At 56.1% G+C, this 17,342-nt stretch carries 17 protein-coding genes, 1 pseudogene and 1 other annotated feature; of the genes and pseudogenes, 14 read left to right on the top strand and 4 right to left on the bottom strand.

Annotated elements, in window-relative coordinates:
- Positions 1 to 107: 107 nt before the first annotated feature.
- On the top strand, positions 108 to 2,045 hold the full coding sequence (gene sltY, locus UR289_RS12195) for a murein transglycosylase (RefSeq protein ID WP_029740849.1): 1,938 nt from the start codon (positions 108 to 110) through the stop codon (positions 2,043 to 2,045).
- Positions 2,046 to 2,100: 55 nt separating this feature from the next.
- On the top strand, positions 2,101 to 2,430 hold the full coding sequence (trpR, locus tag UR289_RS12200) for a trp operon repressor (RefSeq protein ID WP_023310330.1): 330 nt from the start codon (positions 2,101 to 2,103) through the stop codon (positions 2,428 to 2,430).
- A 27-nt stretch (positions 2,431 to 2,457) separates the two neighbouring features.
- Here trpR and yjjX read toward each other — a convergent pair whose 3' ends face one another.
- Entirely contained in the window at positions 2,458 to 2,973 is a 516-nt protein-coding gene (gene yjjX / locus UR289_RS12205; protein WP_032649880.1) for an inosine/xanthosine triphosphatase, read from the bottom strand.
- Between the two features lie 50 nt (positions 2,974 to 3,023).
- Between yjjX and gpmB the strand changes: the two genes are divergently transcribed.
- Positions 3,024 to 3,671, top strand: coding sequence for a 2,3-diphosphoglycerate-dependent phosphoglycerate mutase GpmB (gpmB, locus tag UR289_RS12210; RefSeq protein WP_320710246.1), 648 nt, complete (start codon positions 3,024 to 3,026; stop codon positions 3,669 to 3,671).
- Here gpmB and robA read toward each other — a convergent pair.
- Entirely contained in the window at positions 3,668 to 4,537 is an 870-nt protein-coding gene (gene robA, locus UR289_RS12215) for an MDR efflux pump AcrAB transcriptional activator RobA (protein WP_023310333.1), read from the bottom strand. The two genes, gpmB and robA, sit on opposite strands and share 4 nt — an antisense overlap.
- Before the next feature lie 211 nt (positions 4,538 to 4,748).
- Between robA and creA the strand changes: the two genes are divergently transcribed.
- The 4 genes from creA to creD are packed head-to-tail and all read left to right on the top strand — an operon-like array spanning position 4,749 to position 8,756.
- On the top strand, positions 4,749 to 5,219 hold the full coding sequence (gene creA, locus UR289_RS12220) for a protein CreA (RefSeq protein ID WP_023334448.1): 471 nt from the start codon (positions 4,749 to 4,751) through the stop codon (positions 5,217 to 5,219).
- A gap of 14 nt (positions 5,220 to 5,233) precedes the next feature.
- Positions 5,234 to 5,923 (top strand): two-component system response regulator CreB, encoded by a 690-nt coding sequence (creB, locus tag UR289_RS12225; RefSeq protein ID WP_221702794.1) that lies wholly within the window; start codon positions 5,234 to 5,236, stop codon positions 5,921 to 5,923.
- Positions 5,923 to 7,347, top strand: a complete 1,425-nt coding sequence (creC, locus tag UR289_RS12230) for a two-component system sensor histidine kinase CreC (protein ID WP_320710250.1) — start codon at positions 5,923 to 5,925, stop codon at positions 7,345 to 7,347. The genes creB and creC overlap by 1 nt, the downstream gene beginning before the upstream one ends.
- A 56-nt stretch (positions 7,348 to 7,403) precedes the next feature.
- A complete protein-coding gene (gene creD, locus UR289_RS12235; protein ID WP_320710251.1) occupies positions 7,404 to 8,756 on the top strand; it encodes a cell envelope integrity protein CreD in 1,353 nt (450 codons plus the stop codon).
- 45 nt (positions 8,757 to 8,801) lie between these two features.
- Here creD and arcA read toward each other — a convergent pair whose 3' ends face one another.
- Positions 8,802 to 9,518, bottom strand: a complete 717-nt coding sequence (gene arcA / locus UR289_RS12240) for a two-component system response regulator ArcA (RefSeq protein ID WP_003856501.1) — start codon at positions 9,516 to 9,518, stop codon at positions 8,802 to 8,804.
- 95 nt (positions 9,519 to 9,613) lie between these two features.
- Between arcA and yjjY the strand changes: the two genes are divergently transcribed.
- The 7 genes and pseudogenes from yjjY (at position 9,614) to UR289_RS12275 (ending at position 16,490) form a co-directional block, all read left to right on the top strand.
- On the top strand, positions 9,614 to 9,754 hold the full coding sequence (gene yjjY / locus UR289_RS12245) for a protein YjjY (RefSeq protein WP_085928893.1): 141 nt from the start codon (positions 9,614 to 9,616) through the stop codon (positions 9,752 to 9,754).
- A 399-nt stretch (positions 9,755 to 10,153) separates the two neighbouring features.
- A complete protein-coding gene (locus UR289_RS12250; protein ID WP_033144591.1) occupies positions 10,154 to 10,840 on the top strand; it encodes a tRNA/rRNA methyltransferase in 687 nt (228 codons plus the stop codon).
- Between the two features lie 211 nt (positions 10,841 to 11,051).
- Positions 11,052 to 11,120 carry a thr operon leader peptide gene (gene thrL / locus UR289_RS12255; RefSeq protein WP_015572623.1) on the top strand — a complete coding sequence of 23 codons (69 nt, stop codon included), beginning with the start codon at positions 11,052 to 11,054 and terminating at the stop codon, positions 11,118 to 11,120.
- Positions 11,059 to 11,176 (top strand) — a sequence feature (Thr leader region). (Overlaps the previous gene by 62 nt.)
- A gap of 24 nt (positions 11,177 to 11,200) precedes the next feature.
- Positions 11,201 to 13,663 carry a bifunctional aspartate kinase/homoserine dehydrogenase I gene (gene thrA / locus UR289_RS12260; RefSeq protein ID WP_039260867.1) on the top strand — a complete coding sequence of 821 codons (2,463 nt, stop codon included), beginning with the start codon at positions 11,201 to 11,203 and terminating at the stop codon, positions 13,661 to 13,663.
- Between the two features lies 1 nt (position 13,664).
- A complete protein-coding gene (gene thrB / locus UR289_RS12265) occupies positions 13,665 to 14,594 on the top strand; it encodes a homoserine kinase (protein ID WP_032660770.1) in 930 nt (309 codons plus the stop codon).
- Between the two features lie 3 nt (positions 14,595 to 14,597).
- The gene (gene thrC / locus UR289_RS12270) at positions 14,598 to 15,884 is read left to right on the top strand and encodes a threonine synthase (RefSeq protein WP_064673211.1); all 1,287 of its coding nucleotides are present in this window, start codon (positions 14,598 to 14,600) and stop codon (positions 15,882 to 15,884) included.
- A 303-nt stretch (positions 15,885 to 16,187) separates the two neighbouring features.
- A pseudogene (locus tag UR289_RS12275) lies at positions 16,188 to 16,490 on the top strand (DUF2502 domain-containing protein).
- Positions 16,491 to 16,522: 32 nt separating this feature from the next.
- Here UR289_RS12275 and yaaA read toward each other — a convergent pair.
- Entirely contained in the window at positions 16,523 to 17,296 is a 774-nt protein-coding gene (gene yaaA / locus UR289_RS12280) for a peroxide stress protein YaaA (RefSeq protein WP_039260860.1), read from the bottom strand.
- Positions 17,297 to 17,342 lie beyond the last annotated feature (46 nt).

Consider the following 17,342-nt stretch of genomic DNA (forward strand, 5'->3'; position numbering starts at 1 on the left):
AAGTGTCCATGACGTGGCGCGTTGAAGAATGCCTGGTTAGCATAAGTTAATTAGACTTTGACGTGGCAAGACGCTGCAATTGACGAAAAAACAATGAGGAAGAGCTTGTGGAAAAAGCCAAACGGGTGGTCTGGCGTCTGCTGGCTGCCAGCGTATGCGTAATGGCGGTAAGCCAGGCGGTGCATGCCGATTCACTGGATGAACAACGTAACCGCTACGCCCAGATTAAACAGGCGTGGGACAACAAGCAGATGGATACCGTGCAGGCGCTGATGCCGACGCTAAAGGATTATCCGCTGTATCCGTATCTGGAGTATCGCCAGATAACCGACGATCTGATGAACCAGCCTACCGTCACCGTGAATAACTTCATTCAGGCGAACCCAACCCTGCCGCCAGCCCGAAATCTGCAGTCTCGCTTTGTGAATGAGCTGGCGCGTCGCGAAGACTGGCGCGGACTGCTGGCGTTTAGCCCGGAAAAGCCGAACGCCACCGAAGCCCAGTGTAACTATTACTACGCAAAATGGGCGACCGGCCAGCAGGAAGAGGCCTGGGCCGGAGCGAAAGAGCTCTGGCTGACCGGAAAAAACCAGCCGAACGCCTGTGATTCTCTGTTTAGCGCGTGGCGTGCTTCCGGCAAGCAGGATCCGCTCTCCTACCTTGAACGCATCCGTCTGGCGATGAAAGCCGGTAACACGCGTCTGGTGACCACGCTGGCGGGGCAGATGCCGTCCGATTACCAGACGATCTCCACGGCGGTTATCTCGCTGGCTAACGATCCAAACAGCGTCCTGACCTTTGCCCGCAGTACGGGTGCGACCGATTTTACCCGCCAGATGGCGGCGGTGGCCTTTGCCAGCGTGGCGCGTGACGATGTGGAAAACGCGCGGCTGATGATCCCGCAGCTGGTGCAGGCGCAGCAGCTCAATGAGGAGCAAACCCAGGAGCTGCGCGACATCGTGGCGTGGCGACTGATGGGCACCGATGTGACCGATGAACAGGCGCGCTGGCGTGACGATGCCATTATGCGTTCGAACTCCACGTCGCTGGTGGAACGCCGCGTGCGCATGGCGCTGGGCACGGGCGATCGCCGTGGGCTGAATACCTGGCTCGCGCGGTTGCCTATGGAGGCCAAAGAGAAAGACGAATGGCGCTACTGGCAGGCCGATCTGCTGATGGAGCGCGGCCGTGATGATGAGGCCAAAGAGATCCTCCATACGCTGATGCAGCAGCGCGGGTTTTACCCAATGGCTGCCGCGCAGCGTCTGGGTGAGGAATACACCTTCCGTATAGATAAAGCGCCTGCCAACGCGAACCCGGCGCTGACGCAGGGGCCAGAAATGGCGCGCGTTCGCGAGCTGATGTACTGGAATATGGATAACACCGCGCGCAGCGAGTGGGCGAATCTGGTGACCAGTCGCACCACCGATGAGAAAGCCCAGCTTGCCCGCTATGCGTTTGATAATCACTGGTGGGATCTCAGCGTGCAGGCGACGATAGCCGGCAAGCTTTGGGATCATCTGGAAGAACGTTTCCCGCTGGCGTACAAAGATCTGTTCGATCGCTACACCAGCGGCAAAGATATCCCGCAAAGCTACGCGATGGCGATTGCCCGTCAGGAGAGCGCGTGGAACCCGAAAGTCCGTTCCCCGGTGGGCGCCAGCGGCCTGATGCAGATTATGCCGGGCACGGCGACGCACACGGTGAAGATGTTTAATATTCCGGGCTACAGCAGTCCGTCGCAGCTTCTGGATCCGGATACCAACATCAACATCGGTACCAGCTATCTCCAGTACGTGTATCAGCAGTTCGGCAATAACCGCATCTTCTCTTCTGCGGCGTATAACGCGGGTCCTGGGCGCGTGCGGACCTGGCTCGGCAACAGCGCCGGACGCATCGACGCCGTGGCTTTTGTGGAGAGCATTCCGTTCTCGGAAACGCGCGGCTACGTGAAGAACGTGCTGGCCTATGACGCTTACTATCGCTACTTCATGGGGCAGAAAGATACCCTGATGAGCGATGCCGAGTGGCAGAGACGTTACTGATCGGCGTGGGTTGTGTTATGCTGTACTCGCTAAAGAGTACAAGAGGCAGCATAACATGACCCAGCATTCCCCGTATTCCTCGGCAATGGCCGAACAACGTCATCTGGAGTGGCTTCGTTTTGTGGAGCTGCTGCGTCAGTCATACGAACAGGATCTGCATTTACCCCTTATGCAGCTGATGCTCACGCCGGACGAGCGCGAGGCGCTGGGTACCCGCGTGCGGATCATTGAAGAGCTGCTGCGCGGCGAGATGAGCCAGCGCGAGCTGAAAAATGAGCTCGGCGCGGGTATTGCAACGATCACCCGCGGCTCGAACAGCCTGAAGTCGGCCCCGGTTGAGCTGCGCCAGTGGCTGGAAGCGGTGTTGTTGAAAAACGCCGGATGACGGCTACGCCTTATCCGGCCTACAAACTTACCGATAAATCGCGTTATGGAACGGGCTTAAGGCCAGAATCACGGCCTGATGATAAACGCCTGAACGCGTCAGCGCGCCTGCGGTAAAGACGCCAATCGCCCCTTCTTTACGGCCAATCTCATCGATGCCGGTGTACTGCGACATCACCGGCCCGAGCGCTTCACCCGCACGGACTTTTTCCAGAATGATCTCCGGCAGCGGCAGGGTGGCCGAACGTGCTTCACCGCGCTGCTCGCGGCTTTCGATGACCACCCAGCTAAAGGTTGCGCCTTCGTCGATACCTGCTTCAATCGCTACCCAAAAGTCAGCATCCGGTGCCGCGGCCTTTGCGTTTGCCACGCGATTTCGTGCGCCAGCGCGCGTTTCCTCGCTGCCAAACGGCTGTTCAGGAACGCCGCTCTCGACGCCGATGGCCTCAATATGGCAGGATCCTGCGCCGAAGATCTCGTCAAATGCCCTTAGAATTGCCTGAATTTTGGCAGGATTAGTGGTAGCAGAGACAACATGGTGCATAATTAAGCTCGATTCAAAAAAAACTCATCGCAGTATAACGGAAAAAAAGCATGTTACAGGTATACCTTGTTCGCCACGGTGAAACGCAGTGGAACGCCGAGCGACGTATTCAAGGCCAGTCAGACAGTCCTCTCACCGAGAAGGGTGTGCAGCAAGCGTGGCAGGTGGCGGAACGCGCCAGAACGCTGGGCATTACCCACGTGATCACCAGCGATTTAGGTCGCACACAGCAGACGGCGCGCATCATCGCAGATGCCTGCGGCTGTGACGTCATGCTGGAGCCGCGCCTGCGCGAGCTGGATATGGGCGTGCTGGAAAAACGCCATATCGATACGCTGACGGAAGCGGAGGAGGGCTGGCGCCGCACGCTGGTGAACGGTACCGAAGATGGTCGAATTCCTGAAGGCGAATCCATGCAGGAGCTCAGCGTACGCATGCATGCCGCCCTGGCGGAATGCCTGAGGCTGCCGGCGGGAAGCCGTCCGCTGCTGGTGAGTCACGGGATTGCGTTGGGTTGCCTGGTGAGCACCATTCTGGGGTTACCGGCTTACGCTGAGCGCCGTTTGCGCCTGCGCAACTGCTCCATTTCCCGGATTGATTATCAGGAAAGCGCGTGGCTGGCGTCGGGCTGGGTAGTAGAGATGGCAGGGGACATTTCGCATCTTGATGCCCCTGCGCTTGACGAACTGCAGCGTTAACGACGTATCGGAATCAAGAATTCCATACGCAGATTGATTGGGCCTTCTTCCGGCTTGGCATCCTGCGCCGGGTAGTAGCGCTCAATGTCCTGACCTTTACGGCGATTCAGATTCAGCATCGGCATGCAGGTTCCGTAAACGGTCAGGATAAACTCCTGAACCCCCGTTCCCAGCCCTTCATAGGCGAACATCACGTATTCGCCGCCTTCCAGCACGACTGGCTTCGAACCCTGAATATACCCATTGGCCATCTCTGGCGTCAGCGCGGTGGTGTAGAACACCTCCTGCTCGTCGTCTTTTTCCTGGCTTGGGTGCGTTTCGTTGAGGCCATACAGGATTGGCGGGATCGTCGGTGCGTGGCTCAGGAAGTCGCGCCAGAACTGGACGCGCATCTGATGACGGAACTCTGAAATCTGCTCCAGTGAACAGGAGTAGCTTTGTGTCGTGCCGATCAGATGGGTTTCCGGCAGCGCGACAATTTCATATTTCGGCATTGCGAATTCGCCCAGACGCAGCGGCGGACGCATGCCAAACGAGCTCCAGTCAGGCGAGCGACGATAAAGCGCTGGCGTCAACGAGAACTGTTTTTTGAAGGCGCGGGTGAAGGTCTGCTGTGAATCGAAACGATATTGCAGGGCAATATCCAGAATAGGCCGCGCGGTCAGGCGCAATGCCACAGCAGATTTTGATAAACGACGTGCGCGAATATAGGCCCCGATAGCATGACCGGTGACATCCTTGAACATCCTTTGCAGATGCCACTTGGAATAGCCTGCTTTAGCCGCCACATTATCCAGTGACAAAGGCTGGTCGAGATGACCTTCCAGCCAGGTGAGCAGGTCGCGAATAATTCCAGCCTGATCCATATACTATCCTCATCCTTAAAACAGCAGGTGCCTGATAACAGGTTAGCGGATAATAGCATTTTTTGATGTTTTAGCATTCAGTGTTTTTTTTGCGCATTCATGCTTTTTAGAGCACATTACAGGCAGATATATTCTAATCCTGTGATCTTGCTACATTTTTGTCTAAAGTGTTGAATAATCGCTCAGTGTAATTTTAAAGAATGGTAACAATATGAAATACAAGACTTTGATCTTCACCGCGTTGATGTTGATGGTTGGGCGCGTGGCGCAGGCAGAACAGATTGGCTCCGTCGATACCGTGTTCAAAATGTTCGGCCCGGACCACAAAATCGTGGTGGAGGCGTTTGACGATCCGGACGTGAAAAACGTCACCTGCTACGTCAGCCGCGCGAAAACGGGTGGTATCAAAGGCGGGCTGGGACTGGCGGAAGATACCTCCGATGCGGCGATTTCTTGTCAGCAGGTGGGGCCAGTTGAATTGAGTGATAAAATTAAAAACGGCAAAGCGCAGGGCGACGTGGTGTTCCAGAAACGGACTTCGCTGGTGTTCAAAAAACTGCAGGTGGTGCGTTTCTATGATGCCAAACGCAACACTCTGGCGTACCTTGCCTACTCTGACAAAGTGGTGGAAGGCTCGCCGAAAAACGCGATCAGCGCGGTGCCGATTATGCCGTGGCATTAATTCAGGGATGAATCATGCAACAACCTGTGGTCTGGCTGGTTGAAGACGAAACCAGTATCGCCGATACGCTGATCTACATGCTTCAGCAGGAAGGATTCGCGGTAAAGGCGTTTGAACGCGGTTTACCCGTGCTGGAGGCGGCGCGGCGGCAGGTTCCGGCGCTCGCCATTCTGGACGTCGGGCTGCCGGACATCAGTGGATTTGAGCTTTGCCGCCAGCTGCTGGCGCAGCATCCCTCACTGCCCGTGCTGTTTCTGACGGCACGCAGTGATGAGGTAGACAAACTGCTTGGCCTGGAAATGGGGGCTGACGACTACGTTGCGAAACCTTTCTCCCCTCGTGAAGTCTGCGCCCGGGTGCGGACTATTTTACGGCGCATGCAGAAATCCGCCGCACCATCAGCAACGTTGCGTATCGGGCAGTTTGAACTGAACGAGCCTGCCGCGCGAATTAGCTGGTGCGGTGAAGTATTGCCCCTCACCCGCTACGAATTCTTGCTGCTCAAAACCTTGTTGCAGGCCCCCGGGCGGGTCTTTTCTCGTCAGCAGCTCATGGACAAGGTGTGGGGTGAAGACGGCGACAGCTTCGATCGTACCGTGGACACCCACATCAAAACCCTGCGCGCCAAGCTGCGGGCGGTGAACGAGGAACTGTCACCCATCAGCACCCATCGCGGTATGGGCTATAGCCTGGGGCTGTATTAATGCGCATTGGGATGCGTCTGCTGCTGGGGTATTTCCTGATCGTGGCCATCGCCGCGTGGTTCGTGCTGTCGATCTTTGTTCAGGAAGTGAAGCCCGGCGTGCGCAGGGCAACCGAGGGCACGTTAATCGATACCGCGACCCTGCTGGCTGAAATTGGGCGTGATGATTTGCTTTCGGGCCATGCGCAGCAGGGCAAACTGGCGCAGGCCTTTTCTCAGATACATCAGCGCCCTTTCCGCGCCAATATCGGCGGGATCCATAAAGTGCGTAACGAGTACCACGTCTACATGACCGATGCGCAGGGCCGCGTCGTGTTTGATTCCGCCGGTCTGGCCGTGGGCCAAGATTACTCGCGCTGGAACGATGTCTGGCTGACGCTTCGCGGCGAATACGGCGCGCGCAGTACGCAAAGCCATCCCGACGATCCGGAAAGCACGGTGATGTATGTTGCCGCGCCGGTTGTGGAGCAGGACAAGATTATCGGCGTGGTGTCGGTCGGGAAACCTAACAGCGCGATGGCACCGGTTATCCATCGCAGCGAGCGGCGGATCCTGTGGGCAGGCGGGGCGCTGCTCGGCATTGCCCTGCTGATTGGCCTCGTTGTGGCGTGGTGGATCAATCGATCTATCGCGACGTTATCGCGCTATGCCGACTCGGTGACCACGGATACGCCTCTCCCGCTGCCTAATCCTGGCAGTAGCGAACTGCACAAGCTGGCATTGGCGCTGGAGAGTATGCGCATTCGCCTGGAAGGGAAAAACTACATTGAACACTATGTCCATGCGCTGACCCACGAGCTGAAAAGCCCCATCGCCGCCATACGCGGCGCGGCGGAAATTCTCGCCGAGCAGCCGCCGCCGCAGGTGGCCGCGCGGTTTATCGATAATATTCTGGTGCAAAACGCGCGTATGCAGTCGCTGGTTGAAAAACTGCTCACTCAGTCGCGTCTTGAAAATCGGGTCGAAATTACGCCTCAGATCGTCCGTGTCGACCTGCTGTTTACGCGTCTTGCCGACGCGCGCTCGGCGCTGTTGGCAGCAAAAGAGATTGTACTGACCCTTCAGCCCGCTTCGATTCATGTTGAAGGCGATCCCGACCTTCTCGAACAGGCACTCGGTAATTTACTGGATAACGCTATCGATTTTACGCCGCAGGGCGGCGCCATTGAACTGGCGGCCCGGGAAGTGCAGGGGCAGATACAGCTGATCGTCACCGACAGCGGAAGCGGGATCCCGGATTACGCGCTGGATCGTATTTTTGAGCGCTTTTATTCTCTGCCGCGGGAGAACGGATTGAAGAGCAGCGGGCTCGGGCTGGCGTTTGTTCAGGAGGTGGCGCGTCTGCATCAGGGAGAGATTACATTACGTAATCGTGATGAAGGTGGCGTGATGGCCACGCTGATACTTCACCGTCCCTTCACATAACTTCAAACTGACCCCACACGGCCTGGTTACGCTCTCCTCATCACAAAGGAGACGTAATGATGAAATCCCCACTGTTCTGGAAAATTAGCACCCTGCTGGGGTGCATCCTGCTGCTGTTAGTCCCGCTTTTTATGGTCAGTAACCTGATATCAGAGCGGGAGAGCTACCGCAATGATGTCGAAAATACGCTTCGCCAGAGTACTAGCGGACCGCAAAAACTGGTCGGCCCGATGATTGCGATTCCGATGACGGAGATCTTCTACAAGTTAGAGGACGAGAAGAAGGTCGAATACAAGAAAAGCTACATGCATTTCATTCTGCCGGAATCTCTGGTTGTTGAAGGGAACCAGCGCGTTGAGTCGAGAAATATTGGTATCTATGACGGGCAGATCTGGAACACGGACCTGAAGATAAAAGCGCAGTTTAATACCGAAGAGCTGAAGCAGTTGAAAGGGGAAACGATCGCGACAGGGCAGCCGTTTATCGTGACGGGCGTTGGCGACGCGCGGGGTATTGGCACGGTCAGTATCTCTAAAATCAATGGTGAGACCCTAAGCGTGGAACCCGGTTCAGGCGTCTACGGTGCGCTTGCTGGGATCCATATCCTGCTGACCGACAAAGCGCTGGAAGCCAAAACGTTTGCGCTTGAGATGTCCCTCAGCCTGGCGGGAACCGGCAGTTTTGCGGTGGTACCGGTAGGGCGTAATAGCGAGATGACGCTCAACAGCAACTGGCCGCATCCGGGCTTTATGGGCGATTATCTCCCCGTTAAGCATCAAATAGGCGAGTCTGGTTTCCAGGCGAACTGGCAGAGCAGCTGGTTTGCAAATAACCTTGAGAGCTGGTTCTACGGCAAGGAGTCGCCGGAGTGGGAGGCGCTCCCGGCCTTTAGCGTGACGGTAGCGACGCCAGCCGACCAGTATCAATTGACCGACCGGGCAATTAAATACGCTATTTTGCTTATTGCGCTGACGTTTATGGCTTTCTTTGTCTTCGAAACCTTAACCGGATTACGCCTTCATCCGATGCAGTATCTGCTGGTGGGGCTGTCGCTGGTCCTGTTCTATCTGGTGCTGCTGGCGCTGTCTGAACACGTCGGGTTTACGCCAGCCTGGATTGTTGCAAGTCTGGTTGGCGCAGCGATGAACGGAATGTACCTGCAGGCCGTGCTGAAAAGCTGGAAACGCAGCGGGCTGTTTGTGCTGGCACTCCTCGGACTGGATGTCGTGATGTGGTTCCTGCTGCGCTCGGAGGACAGCGCATTGCTACTGGGCTCTGCTGTTCTTGCCCTGGCGCTGTTCGCGGTGATGTACCTGACCCGGCATTTCGACTGGTACTCGCTCTCTCAGCCGAAGCGACCAGAGCCACCCGCAGCATCTGATAACGATACGATGCGGATCTGGAAATAAAAAAACGGCGCAAATGCGCCGTTTTTTAATGCGTTAACTGCGGGATTACTCCTGCAGATCGCCGCAGAAACGATACCCTTCGCCGTGGATCGTGGCGATGATTTCCGGCGTATCTGGCGTAGATTCGAAATGCTTACGAATACGACGAATGGTCACGTCTACGGTACGGTCGTGCGGTTTCAGCTCACGGCCGGTCATTTTCTTCAGCAGCTCTGCACGGGACTGAATTTTGCCCGGGTTTTCGCAGAAGTGCAGCATCGCGCGGAATTCACTGCGCGGCAGTTTATACTGCTCACCGTTCGGGCTAATCAGCGAACGGCTATTGATATCAAGTTCCCAGCCGTTGAATTTGTAGCTGTCTACGCTACGACGCTCTTCGCTGACCGTACCCAGGTTCATGGTGCGGGACAGCAGGTTGCGTGCACGAATGGTTAACTCGCGAGGATTGAACGGCTTGGTGATGTAGTCATCCGCACCGATTTCCAGGCCAAGAATTTTATCAACTTCGTTATCACGGCCCGTCAGGAACATTAACGCGACGTTCGCCTGCTCGCGCAGTTCGCGCGCCAGAAGAAGACCGTTTTTGCCCGGCAGGTTAATATCCATGATCACCAGGTTGATATCATTTTCAGAAAGGATCTGATGCATCTCTGCGCCATCGGTCGCTTCAAAGACATCGTAGCCTTCTGCTTCGAAAATGCTCTTTAACGTGTTGCGTGTTACCAACTCGTCTTCAACGATAAGAATGTGCGGGGTCTGCATGTTTGCTACCTAAATTGCCAACTAAATCGAAACAGGAAGTACAAAAGTCCCTGACCTGCCTGATGCATGTCGCAAATTAACATGATCGGCTTAACGTGACTAAAGTACGTAATTGCGTTCTTGATGCACTTTCCATCAACGTCAACAACATCATTAGCTTGGTCTTGGGTACTTTCCCTTTGGACCCGACAGTGTCAAAAACGGCTGTCATCCTAACCATTTTAACAGCAACATAACAGGCTAAGTGACACCAGACACCCAATAAAACTACGCTTCGTTGACATATATCAAGTTCAATTGTAGCACGTTAACAGTTTGATGAAATCATCGTAGCCGAATGCTAGCCTTTGTCACAATTTTTCAATAAACCAACTAGTTGCGGGCATTGATTTATAAACGAAGCGAATCCAATCAGAATAGGGTATTCATGTCGCTATTATCATTATAAAACATAGGGATAATAGTGTTCTGTTAACATTCTAACTGATTGTTCAGACAAGGAATAGTTTAGCGTTTTTAATTTGTTATGAAACGCTATTTCGGTGATTTGTGTTGCATTTTTGTAAATTCGCGCCGCGTAATATGTTGAAGTGCATCACATTTTTGCCCGCTAACTGATTAAAAAGAGAGCATAAATGCATCTGTCGATTGTACTGGTTGCCCCAGCCAGAGCCGAAAATATAGGCGCTGCCGCGCGCGCCATGAAGACCATGGGATTCACCGATTTACGTATCGTGGACAGCGCTGCCCACCTGGAGCCTGCGGCTCGTTGGGTCGCGCACGGATCGGGCGATATCCTCGATAATATAACCACTTACGCGACGCTTGCTGATGCGCTGCACGACATTTCGTTTACCGTTGCGACCACCGCGCGCAGCCGTGCGAAGTTCCATTACTATGCCACGCCAGCGGAGCTGGTGCCGATGCTGAGCGAGAAAAGCCAGTGGCTGGATAAAGCCGCGCTGGTGTTTGGTCGTGAAGATTCCGGATTAACCAACGAAGAGCTGGAGCTGGCGGACGTTCTTACCGGTGCGCCGATGGTCGCCGATTATCCCTCCCTGAATTTAGGCCAGGCGGTCATGGTTTATTGCTATCAATTAGCCTCCCTAATACAAATCCCCCAGCCTCCGGCAGAAGGGGCAAATGAAAATCAGCTGGCTGCGCTGCGCGCTCGCGTTGAGCAACTGTTGTCTCAGTTGGGTGTGGCGGACGATCAAAAAATGGCTGACTGGCTGCAGCAGCGTCTTGGGCGTCTTGAGCAGCGGGACACCGCAATGCTGCACCGTTTGCTGCACGATATTGAAAAAAAATTGGCGGAGTAAAATCCTGTCATAAGTTTTTACTATGGTGAATAAGTCTGTACTGATGGGTTGCACTTGGGCGAATCGGATGAAAATAAATCTGCAAACAGCGGGACGTGAGAGTCTCCTGAATTGTGATCAAATTAAAAATTCGTTGACTTAAGGTGCCCGATCCTTTAACCCTAAAAGAATACAGGACAGACAGATAATAATGACAGAGTACACAACATCCATGAAACGCATCAGCATCACCACCATTACTACAACCATCATCATTACCACAGGTAACGATGCGGGCTGACGCGTACAGGAAAAACAAAAAAAAGCCCGCACCTGAACAGTGCGGGCTTTTTTTTCGGCTAAAGGAAACGAGGTAGAACCATGCGAGTGTTGAAGTTCGGCGGTACATCAGTGGCAAATGCAGAACGTTTTCTGCGTGTTGCCGATATCCTGGAAAGCAACGCCAGGCAGGGGCAGGTTGCTACCGTGCTCTCTGCCCCGGCAAAAATCACGAACCATCTGGTGGCGATGATTGAAAAAACCATCGGTGGCCAGGATGCACTCCCGAACATCAGCGACGCAGAGCGTATCTTCGCTGACTTACTGCAAGGGCTGGCAGAGGCGCTGCCTGGCTTCCCGCACGCTCAGCTGAAGTCCTTCGTTGAGCAAGAATTCGCGCAAATCAAACATGTCCTGCACGGCATCAGCCTTCTCGGCCAGTGCCCGGACAGCGTCAACGCGGCGCTGATCTGCCGGGGCGAAAAACTCTCTATCGCCATCATGGCCGGCGTGCTGGAAGCGCGCGGCCATAGCGTGACCGTGATCGACCCGGTTGAAAAACTGCTGGCGGTGGGCCACTACCTCGAATCCACCGTTGATATTGCCGAATCAACCCGCCGTATCGCCGCAAGCAAAATCCCGTCTGACCATATGATCCTGATGGCAGGCTTCACCGCCGGTAACGAGAAGGGCGAGCTGGTGGTGCTGGGCCGTAACGGCTCCGACTACTCCGCCGCCGTGCTGGCCGCCTGTTTACGCGCGGACTGTTGTGAAATCTGGACTGACGTCGACGGCGTTTATACCTGTGACCCGCGCCAGGTTCCGGACGCCAGACTGCTGAAGTCGATGTCGTACCAGGAAGCGATGGAGCTTTCCTACTTCGGCGCCAAAGTGCTTCATCCGCGTACCATCTCCCCGATTGCCCAGTTCCAGATCCCTTGCCTGATTAAAAACACCGGTAACCCGCAGGCGCCGGGTACGCTGATTGGCGCGAGTACCGATGAAGACGGTCTGCCGGTCAAAGGCATCTCCAACCTGAACAACATGGCGATGTTCAGCGTCTCCGGCCCGGGGATGAAGGGGATGGTCGGCATGGCGGCGCGCGTGTTTGCGGCTATGTCCCGCAACGGTATCTCGGTGGTGCTGATTACCCAGTCTTCTTCCGAATACAGCATCAGCTTCTGCGTGCCGCAGGCTGACTGCCTGCGCGCCCGTCGCGCGCTGGAGGAGGAGTTCTATCTGGAACTCAAAGAAGAGCTGCTGGAGCCGCTCGCCATTCAGGAGCGTCTGGCGATTATCTCTGTGGTTGGCGACGGCATGCGTACGTTGCGTGGTATTTCCGCCAAGTTCTTTGCCGCGCTGGCGCGCGCCAATATCAATATCGTGGCGATTGCCCAGGGCTCGTCAGAGCGTTCAATTTCTGTTGTCGTGGACAACGATGACGCGACCACCGGCGTACGCGTGGTTCACCAGATGCTGTTCAACACCGATCAGGTCATCGAGCTGTTCCTGATTGGCGTCGGCGGCGTGGGCGGCGCGCTGCTGGAGCAGGTGAAGCGTCAGCAGGAGTGGCTGAAGAAGAAACATATCGATCTGCGCGTCTGCGGGATCGCCAACTCCAGAGCGCTACTCACCAACGTTCACGGTCTGAACCTGGAAAACTGGCAGGCCGAGATGAACGAGGCGAAAGAGCCGTTCAACCTGGGCCGCCTGATCCGTCTGGTGAAAGAGTATCATCTGCTTAACCCGGTGATTGTCGACTGTACCTCGAACCAGGCGGTGGCCGACCAGTACGCCGACTTCCTGCGCGAAGGGTTCCACGTGGTGACGCCGAACAAAAAGGCCAACACCTCGTCGATGGATTACTATCACCAGCTGCGTCTGGCGGCGAGCAAGTCGCGCCGCAAGTTCTTGTACGATACCAACGTGGGCGCGGGCCTGCCGGTTATCGAGAACCTGCAGAACCTGCTGAACGCGGGCGACGAACTACAGCGTTTCTCCGGCATTCTTTCCGGCTCGCTGTCGTTTATCTTCGGCAAGCTGGATGAGGGGATGAGCCTCTCGGACGCGACCCGCGCCGCACGCGAGCTGGGCTATACCGAGCCGGATCCGCGTGACGATCTCTCTGGTATGGACGTGGCGCGTAAGCTGCTGATTCTGGCACGTGAAACGGGCCGTGAGCTTGAGCTTTCTGATATCGTGATTGAACCGGTCCTGCCGGCAGAATTTGACAGCAGCGGTGATGTCGCTGCATTCATGGCAAATTTGCCGCAGCTTGACGATGCTTTTGCCGCGCGCGTTGCGAAAGCCCGTGATGAAGGTAAGGTATTGCGCTATGTTGGCAACATTGAAGAAGATGGCGTGTGCCGGGTGAAGATTGCCGAAGTGGATGGCAACGATCCGCTGTACAAAGTTAAAAACGGCGAAAACGCCCTCGCGTTTTACAGCCACTATTATCAGCCATTGCCGCTGGTGCTTCGCGGCTATGGCGCAGGGAACGATGTTACGGCGGCGGGTGTGTTTGCCGATCTGCTGCGTACCCTGTCATGGAAGTTAGGAGTTTAACATGGTCAAAGTTTATGCCCCGGCTTCCAGCGCGAATATGAGCGTCGGATTTGACGTGCTGGGCGCGGCGGTGACGCCGGTGGATGGTTCACTGCTGGGCGATACGGTCACGGTGGAAGCGGCAGACAGCTTCAGCCTGAACAATGTGGGCCGCTTCGCCAGCAAACTGCCGTCTGAGCCGCGCGAAAATATCGTCTATCAGTGCTGGGAACGCTTCTGTCAGGAGATCGGCAAAAACGTGCCGGTTGCCATGACGCTTGAAAAAAGTATGCCGATTGGCTCGGGGCTGGGTTCCAGCGCTTGTTCGGTGGTCGCCGCGCTGGTGGCGATGAACGAGCACTGCGGCAAGCCGCTGAACAACAACCGCCTGCTGGGGTTGATGGGCGAGCTGGAAGGGCGCATCTCCGGCAGCATTCACTATGACAACGTGGCGCCGTGCTTCCTCGGCGGCATGCAGCTGATGATCGAAGAAAATGGCATCATCAGCCAGCAGGTGCCAGGGTTTGATGAGTGGCTGTGGGTGCTGGCCTATCCGGGCATTAAGGTCTCTACCGCAGAAGCGCGTGCGATCCTGCCCGCGCAGTATCGTCGCCAGGACTGTATCGCCCACGGGCGTCATCTGGCGGGCTTTATTCACGCCTGCTACACCCGTCAGCCGCAGCTGGCGGCGAAGCTGATGAAGGACGTCATTGCCGAGCCGTACCGCACGAAGCTGCTGCCCGGCTTTAACGAGGCGCGACAGGCATCGATGGATATCGGCGCGCAGGCGTGCGGCATCTCCGGCTCCGGCCCGACGCTGTTCGCCCTGTGCGACAAGCCTGACACCGCGCAGCGCGTGGCGGACTGGCTCTCTAAACACTACCTGCAAAATCAGGAAGGCTTTGTTCACATTTGCCGTCTGGACACGGCTGGCGCACGAGTACTGGGATAATTAATGAAACTCTATAACCTTAAAGATCATAACGAGCAGGTCAGCTTCGCGCAGGCGGTAACTCAGGGGCTGGGCAAAAATCAGGGGCTGTTCTTCCCGCATGACCTGCCGGAATTCCAGCTGACCGAGATCGACGAGCTGCTGAAGCAGGACTTCGTCACCCGCAGCACCAAAATTCTGTCTGCGTTTATCGGCGACGAAATTCCGCAGGAGCTTCTGGAAGAGCGCGTGCGTGCGGCGTTCGCTTTCCCGGCGCCGGTTAAGCAGGTTGAGCCTGACGTTGGCTGCCTGGAGCTGTTCCACGGTCCGACCCTGGCGTTTAAAGACTTCGGCGGCCGCTTTATGGCGCAGATGCTGACCCACATCAGCGGCGACAAACCGGTGACCATCCTGACCGCGACCTCCGGCGATACCGGTGCGGCGGTGGCGCATGCCTTCTACGGACTGAAAAACGTCCGCGTGGTGATCCTCTATCCGAAAGGCAAAATCAGCCCGCTGCAGGAAAAACTGTTCTGTACGCTCGGCGGCAACATTGAAACCGTGGCGATCGACGGCGATTTCGATGCCTGCCAGGCGCTGGTCAAGCAGGCCTTCGACGACGAAGAGCTGAAGGTGGCTCTGGGTCTGAACTCTGCCAACTCCATCAACATCAGCCGTCTGCTGGCGCAGATCTGCTACTACTTCGAAGCGGTGGCGCAGCTGCCGCAGGAAGCGCGCAACCAGCTGGTGATCTCCGTGCCGAGCGGTAACTTCGGTGACCTGACGGCAGGTCTGCTGGCGAAATCCCTGGGTCTGCCGGTGAAACGCTTTATCGCGGCGACCAACGCCAACGACACCGTGCCGCGCTTCCTGAAAGACGGGAAGTGGGCGCCGAACGCCACGCAGGCGACGCTCTCCAACGCGATGGATGTGTCACAGCCGAACAACTGGCCGCGCGTGGAAGAGCTGTTCCGCCGTAAGATCTGGCGTCTGGGTGACCTGGGTTACGCCGCGGTGACGGATGAAACCACCAAAGAGACCATGCGCGAGATGAAAGCGGTGGGGTATATCTCTGAACCGCACGCGGCGATTGCCTACCGCGCGCTGCGCGACCAGCTTAACCCGGGTGAATATGGCCTGTTCCTGGGCACCGCGCATCCGGCGAAGTTCAAAGAGAGCGTGGAAGCGATCCTGGGCGAAACGCTGCCGCTGCCGAAAGAGCTGGCCGAGCGCGCCGACCTGCCGCTGCTGTCACATGAGCTGCCCGCGGATTTTGCCGCGCTGCGTAAGCTGATGATGACGCGCGCGTGATTGTGTTGCCCGGTGGCGGCTACGCCTTACCGGGCCTACAACGACCACGATGACCTAATCGTAGGCCGGGTAAGCGCAGCGCCACCCGGCAATCGCAACACCGATCTCTATGCCGGGTAAGGCGAAGCCGCCACCCGGCTTTTTTGTGGAGAAATTAAGGAGAGAAAAAGCAGGAAAAAAGCAGAAATTCCCAATAAATGCGGTCACTTAGCGTTTAGGATTGCAGAGAATAACATCCCCCGTTCCCCTCGCGTACTCTCCTTACATCGGCCCACGTTGGGCAAGAAGAATAAGGAGTCACCTGTGTCTAGACTGAAACCTGCACTCATCGCGCTTTCACTGGTGCTGGCCGCCCCCATGGCGGTTCAGGCATCTGAAATTACCCTCGTACCGGCGGTCAAACTGCAGATTGGCGACCAGGATAACAACGGTCATTACTGGGACGGCGGCCGCTGGCGCGACCACGACTGGTGGAAGGCGCATTAAGACTGGCGTGATAACCACTGGCGTCCACATGATGAGCATCGTAAACACGACGATCGTCACGATGACCATCACCACGATGACCGCCGCGACGATCGCGGCCCGGACTGGAAACGCCATTAATGCAAAACCCCGCCAGCTGGCGGGGTTTGTTTTTATTGCTCGTGGCGCTTAAACACCAGCTCGCCTTTCCCCGACGACGCCTCGTCAAAGAAATAGCCTTCGCTGTTAAATTTGGTTAACTGCTCCGGCTTCGTCAGGCGGTTCTGGATGATGTAGCGGCTCATCAGGCCTCGCGCTTTCTTGGCGTAGAAGCTGATCACTTTGAACTTACCGTTCTTCTCGTCGAGGAACACCGGTTTGATAATCTCCGCATCCAGCTTTTTCGGCTTCACCGACTTGTAGTATTCGTCGGATGCCAGGTTAATCACCACGTTATCGCCCTGAGCGTGCAGCGCCGCGTTCAGCTTGTCGGTAATGATATCGCCCCAGAAATGATACAGGTCTTTGCCTTTGGCATTTTCCAGGCGAATCCCCATCTCCAGACGATACGGCTGCATCAGATCCAGCGGGCGCAGTACGCCGTACAGACCCGACAGCATGCGCAGATGCTGCTGGGCAAAATCGAAATCGGCTTCGCTAAAATCTTCCGCCTGCAGGCCGGTGTAGACATCACCTTTAAACGCCAGAATCGCCTGGCGAGCGTTAGCCGGGGTGAAATCCGGGTGCCACTCGTGAAAGCGGGTCGCGTTAAGATCGGCCAGCTTGTCGCTGATGCTCATCAGCGAGGCGATTTGCGGCGCAGAGAGCTTACGCGCTTCGCGGATCAGCTGTTGCGAGTAGTCCAGCAGTTCAGGCTGGGTATAGCGCTCGGTGGCGAGCGGGCTCTGGTAGTCGAGCGTTTTTGCAGGTGAAATCAGAATCAGCATATCCAGTCCTTGCAGGAAATTTAGAGCGACTTTAGCAAAAAATCGC

Origin of the sequence: Enterobacter sp. 302C9 (assembly GCF_034106085.1) — a bacterium.
In the GTDB taxonomy this organism is placed as follows: Bacteria; Pseudomonadota; Gammaproteobacteria; order Enterobacterales; family Enterobacteriaceae; genus Enterobacter; species Enterobacter asburiae_B.

Excerpts from the sequence above, each read along its gene's own strand:
- yjjX (WP_032649880.1), bottom strand. The coding sequence starts at position 2,973 with ATGCACCATGTTGTCTCTGCTACCACTAATCCTGCCAAAATTCAGGCA.
- robA (WP_023310333.1), bottom strand. The coding sequence starts at position 4,537 with ATGGATCAGGCTGGAATTATTCGCGACCTGCTCACCTGGCTGGAAGGT.
- UR289_RS12250 (WP_033144591.1), top strand. The coding sequence starts at position 10,154 with ATGCATCTGTCGATTGTACTGGTTGCCCCAGCCAGAGCCGAAAATATA.
- arcA (WP_003856501.1), bottom strand. The coding sequence starts at position 9,518 with ATGCAGACCCCGCACATTCTTATCGTTGAAGACGAGTTGGTAACACGC.
- thrB (WP_032660770.1), top strand. The coding sequence starts at position 13,665 with ATGGTCAAAGTTTATGCCCCGGCTTCCAGCGCGAATATGAGCGTCGGA.
- creA (WP_023334448.1), top strand. The coding sequence starts at position 4,749 with ATGAAATACAAGACTTTGATCTTCACCGCGTTGATGTTGATGGTTGGG.
- thrC (WP_064673211.1), top strand. The coding sequence starts at position 14,598 with ATGAAACTCTATAACCTTAAAGATCATAACGAGCAGGTCAGCTTCGCG.
- creB (WP_221702794.1), top strand. The coding sequence starts at position 5,234 with ATGCAACAACCTGTGGTCTGGCTGGTTGAAGACGAAACCAGTATCGCC.
- creD (WP_320710251.1), top strand. The coding sequence starts at position 7,404 with ATGATGAAATCCCCACTGTTCTGGAAAATTAGCACCCTGCTGGGGTGC.
- gpmB (WP_320710246.1), top strand. The coding sequence starts at position 3,024 with ATGTTACAGGTATACCTTGTTCGCCACGGTGAAACGCAGTGGAACGCC.
- creC (WP_320710250.1), top strand. The coding sequence starts at position 5,923 with ATGCGCATTGGGATGCGTCTGCTGCTGGGGTATTTCCTGATCGTGGCC.
- thrA (WP_039260867.1), top strand. The coding sequence starts at position 11,201 with ATGCGAGTGTTGAAGTTCGGCGGTACATCAGTGGCAAATGCAGAACGT.
- yaaA (WP_039260860.1), bottom strand. The coding sequence starts at position 17,296 with ATGCTGATTCTGATTTCACCTGCAAAAACGCTCGACTACCAGAGCCCG.
- trpR (WP_023310330.1), top strand. The coding sequence starts at position 2,101 with ATGACCCAGCATTCCCCGTATTCCTCGGCAATGGCCGAACAACGTCAT.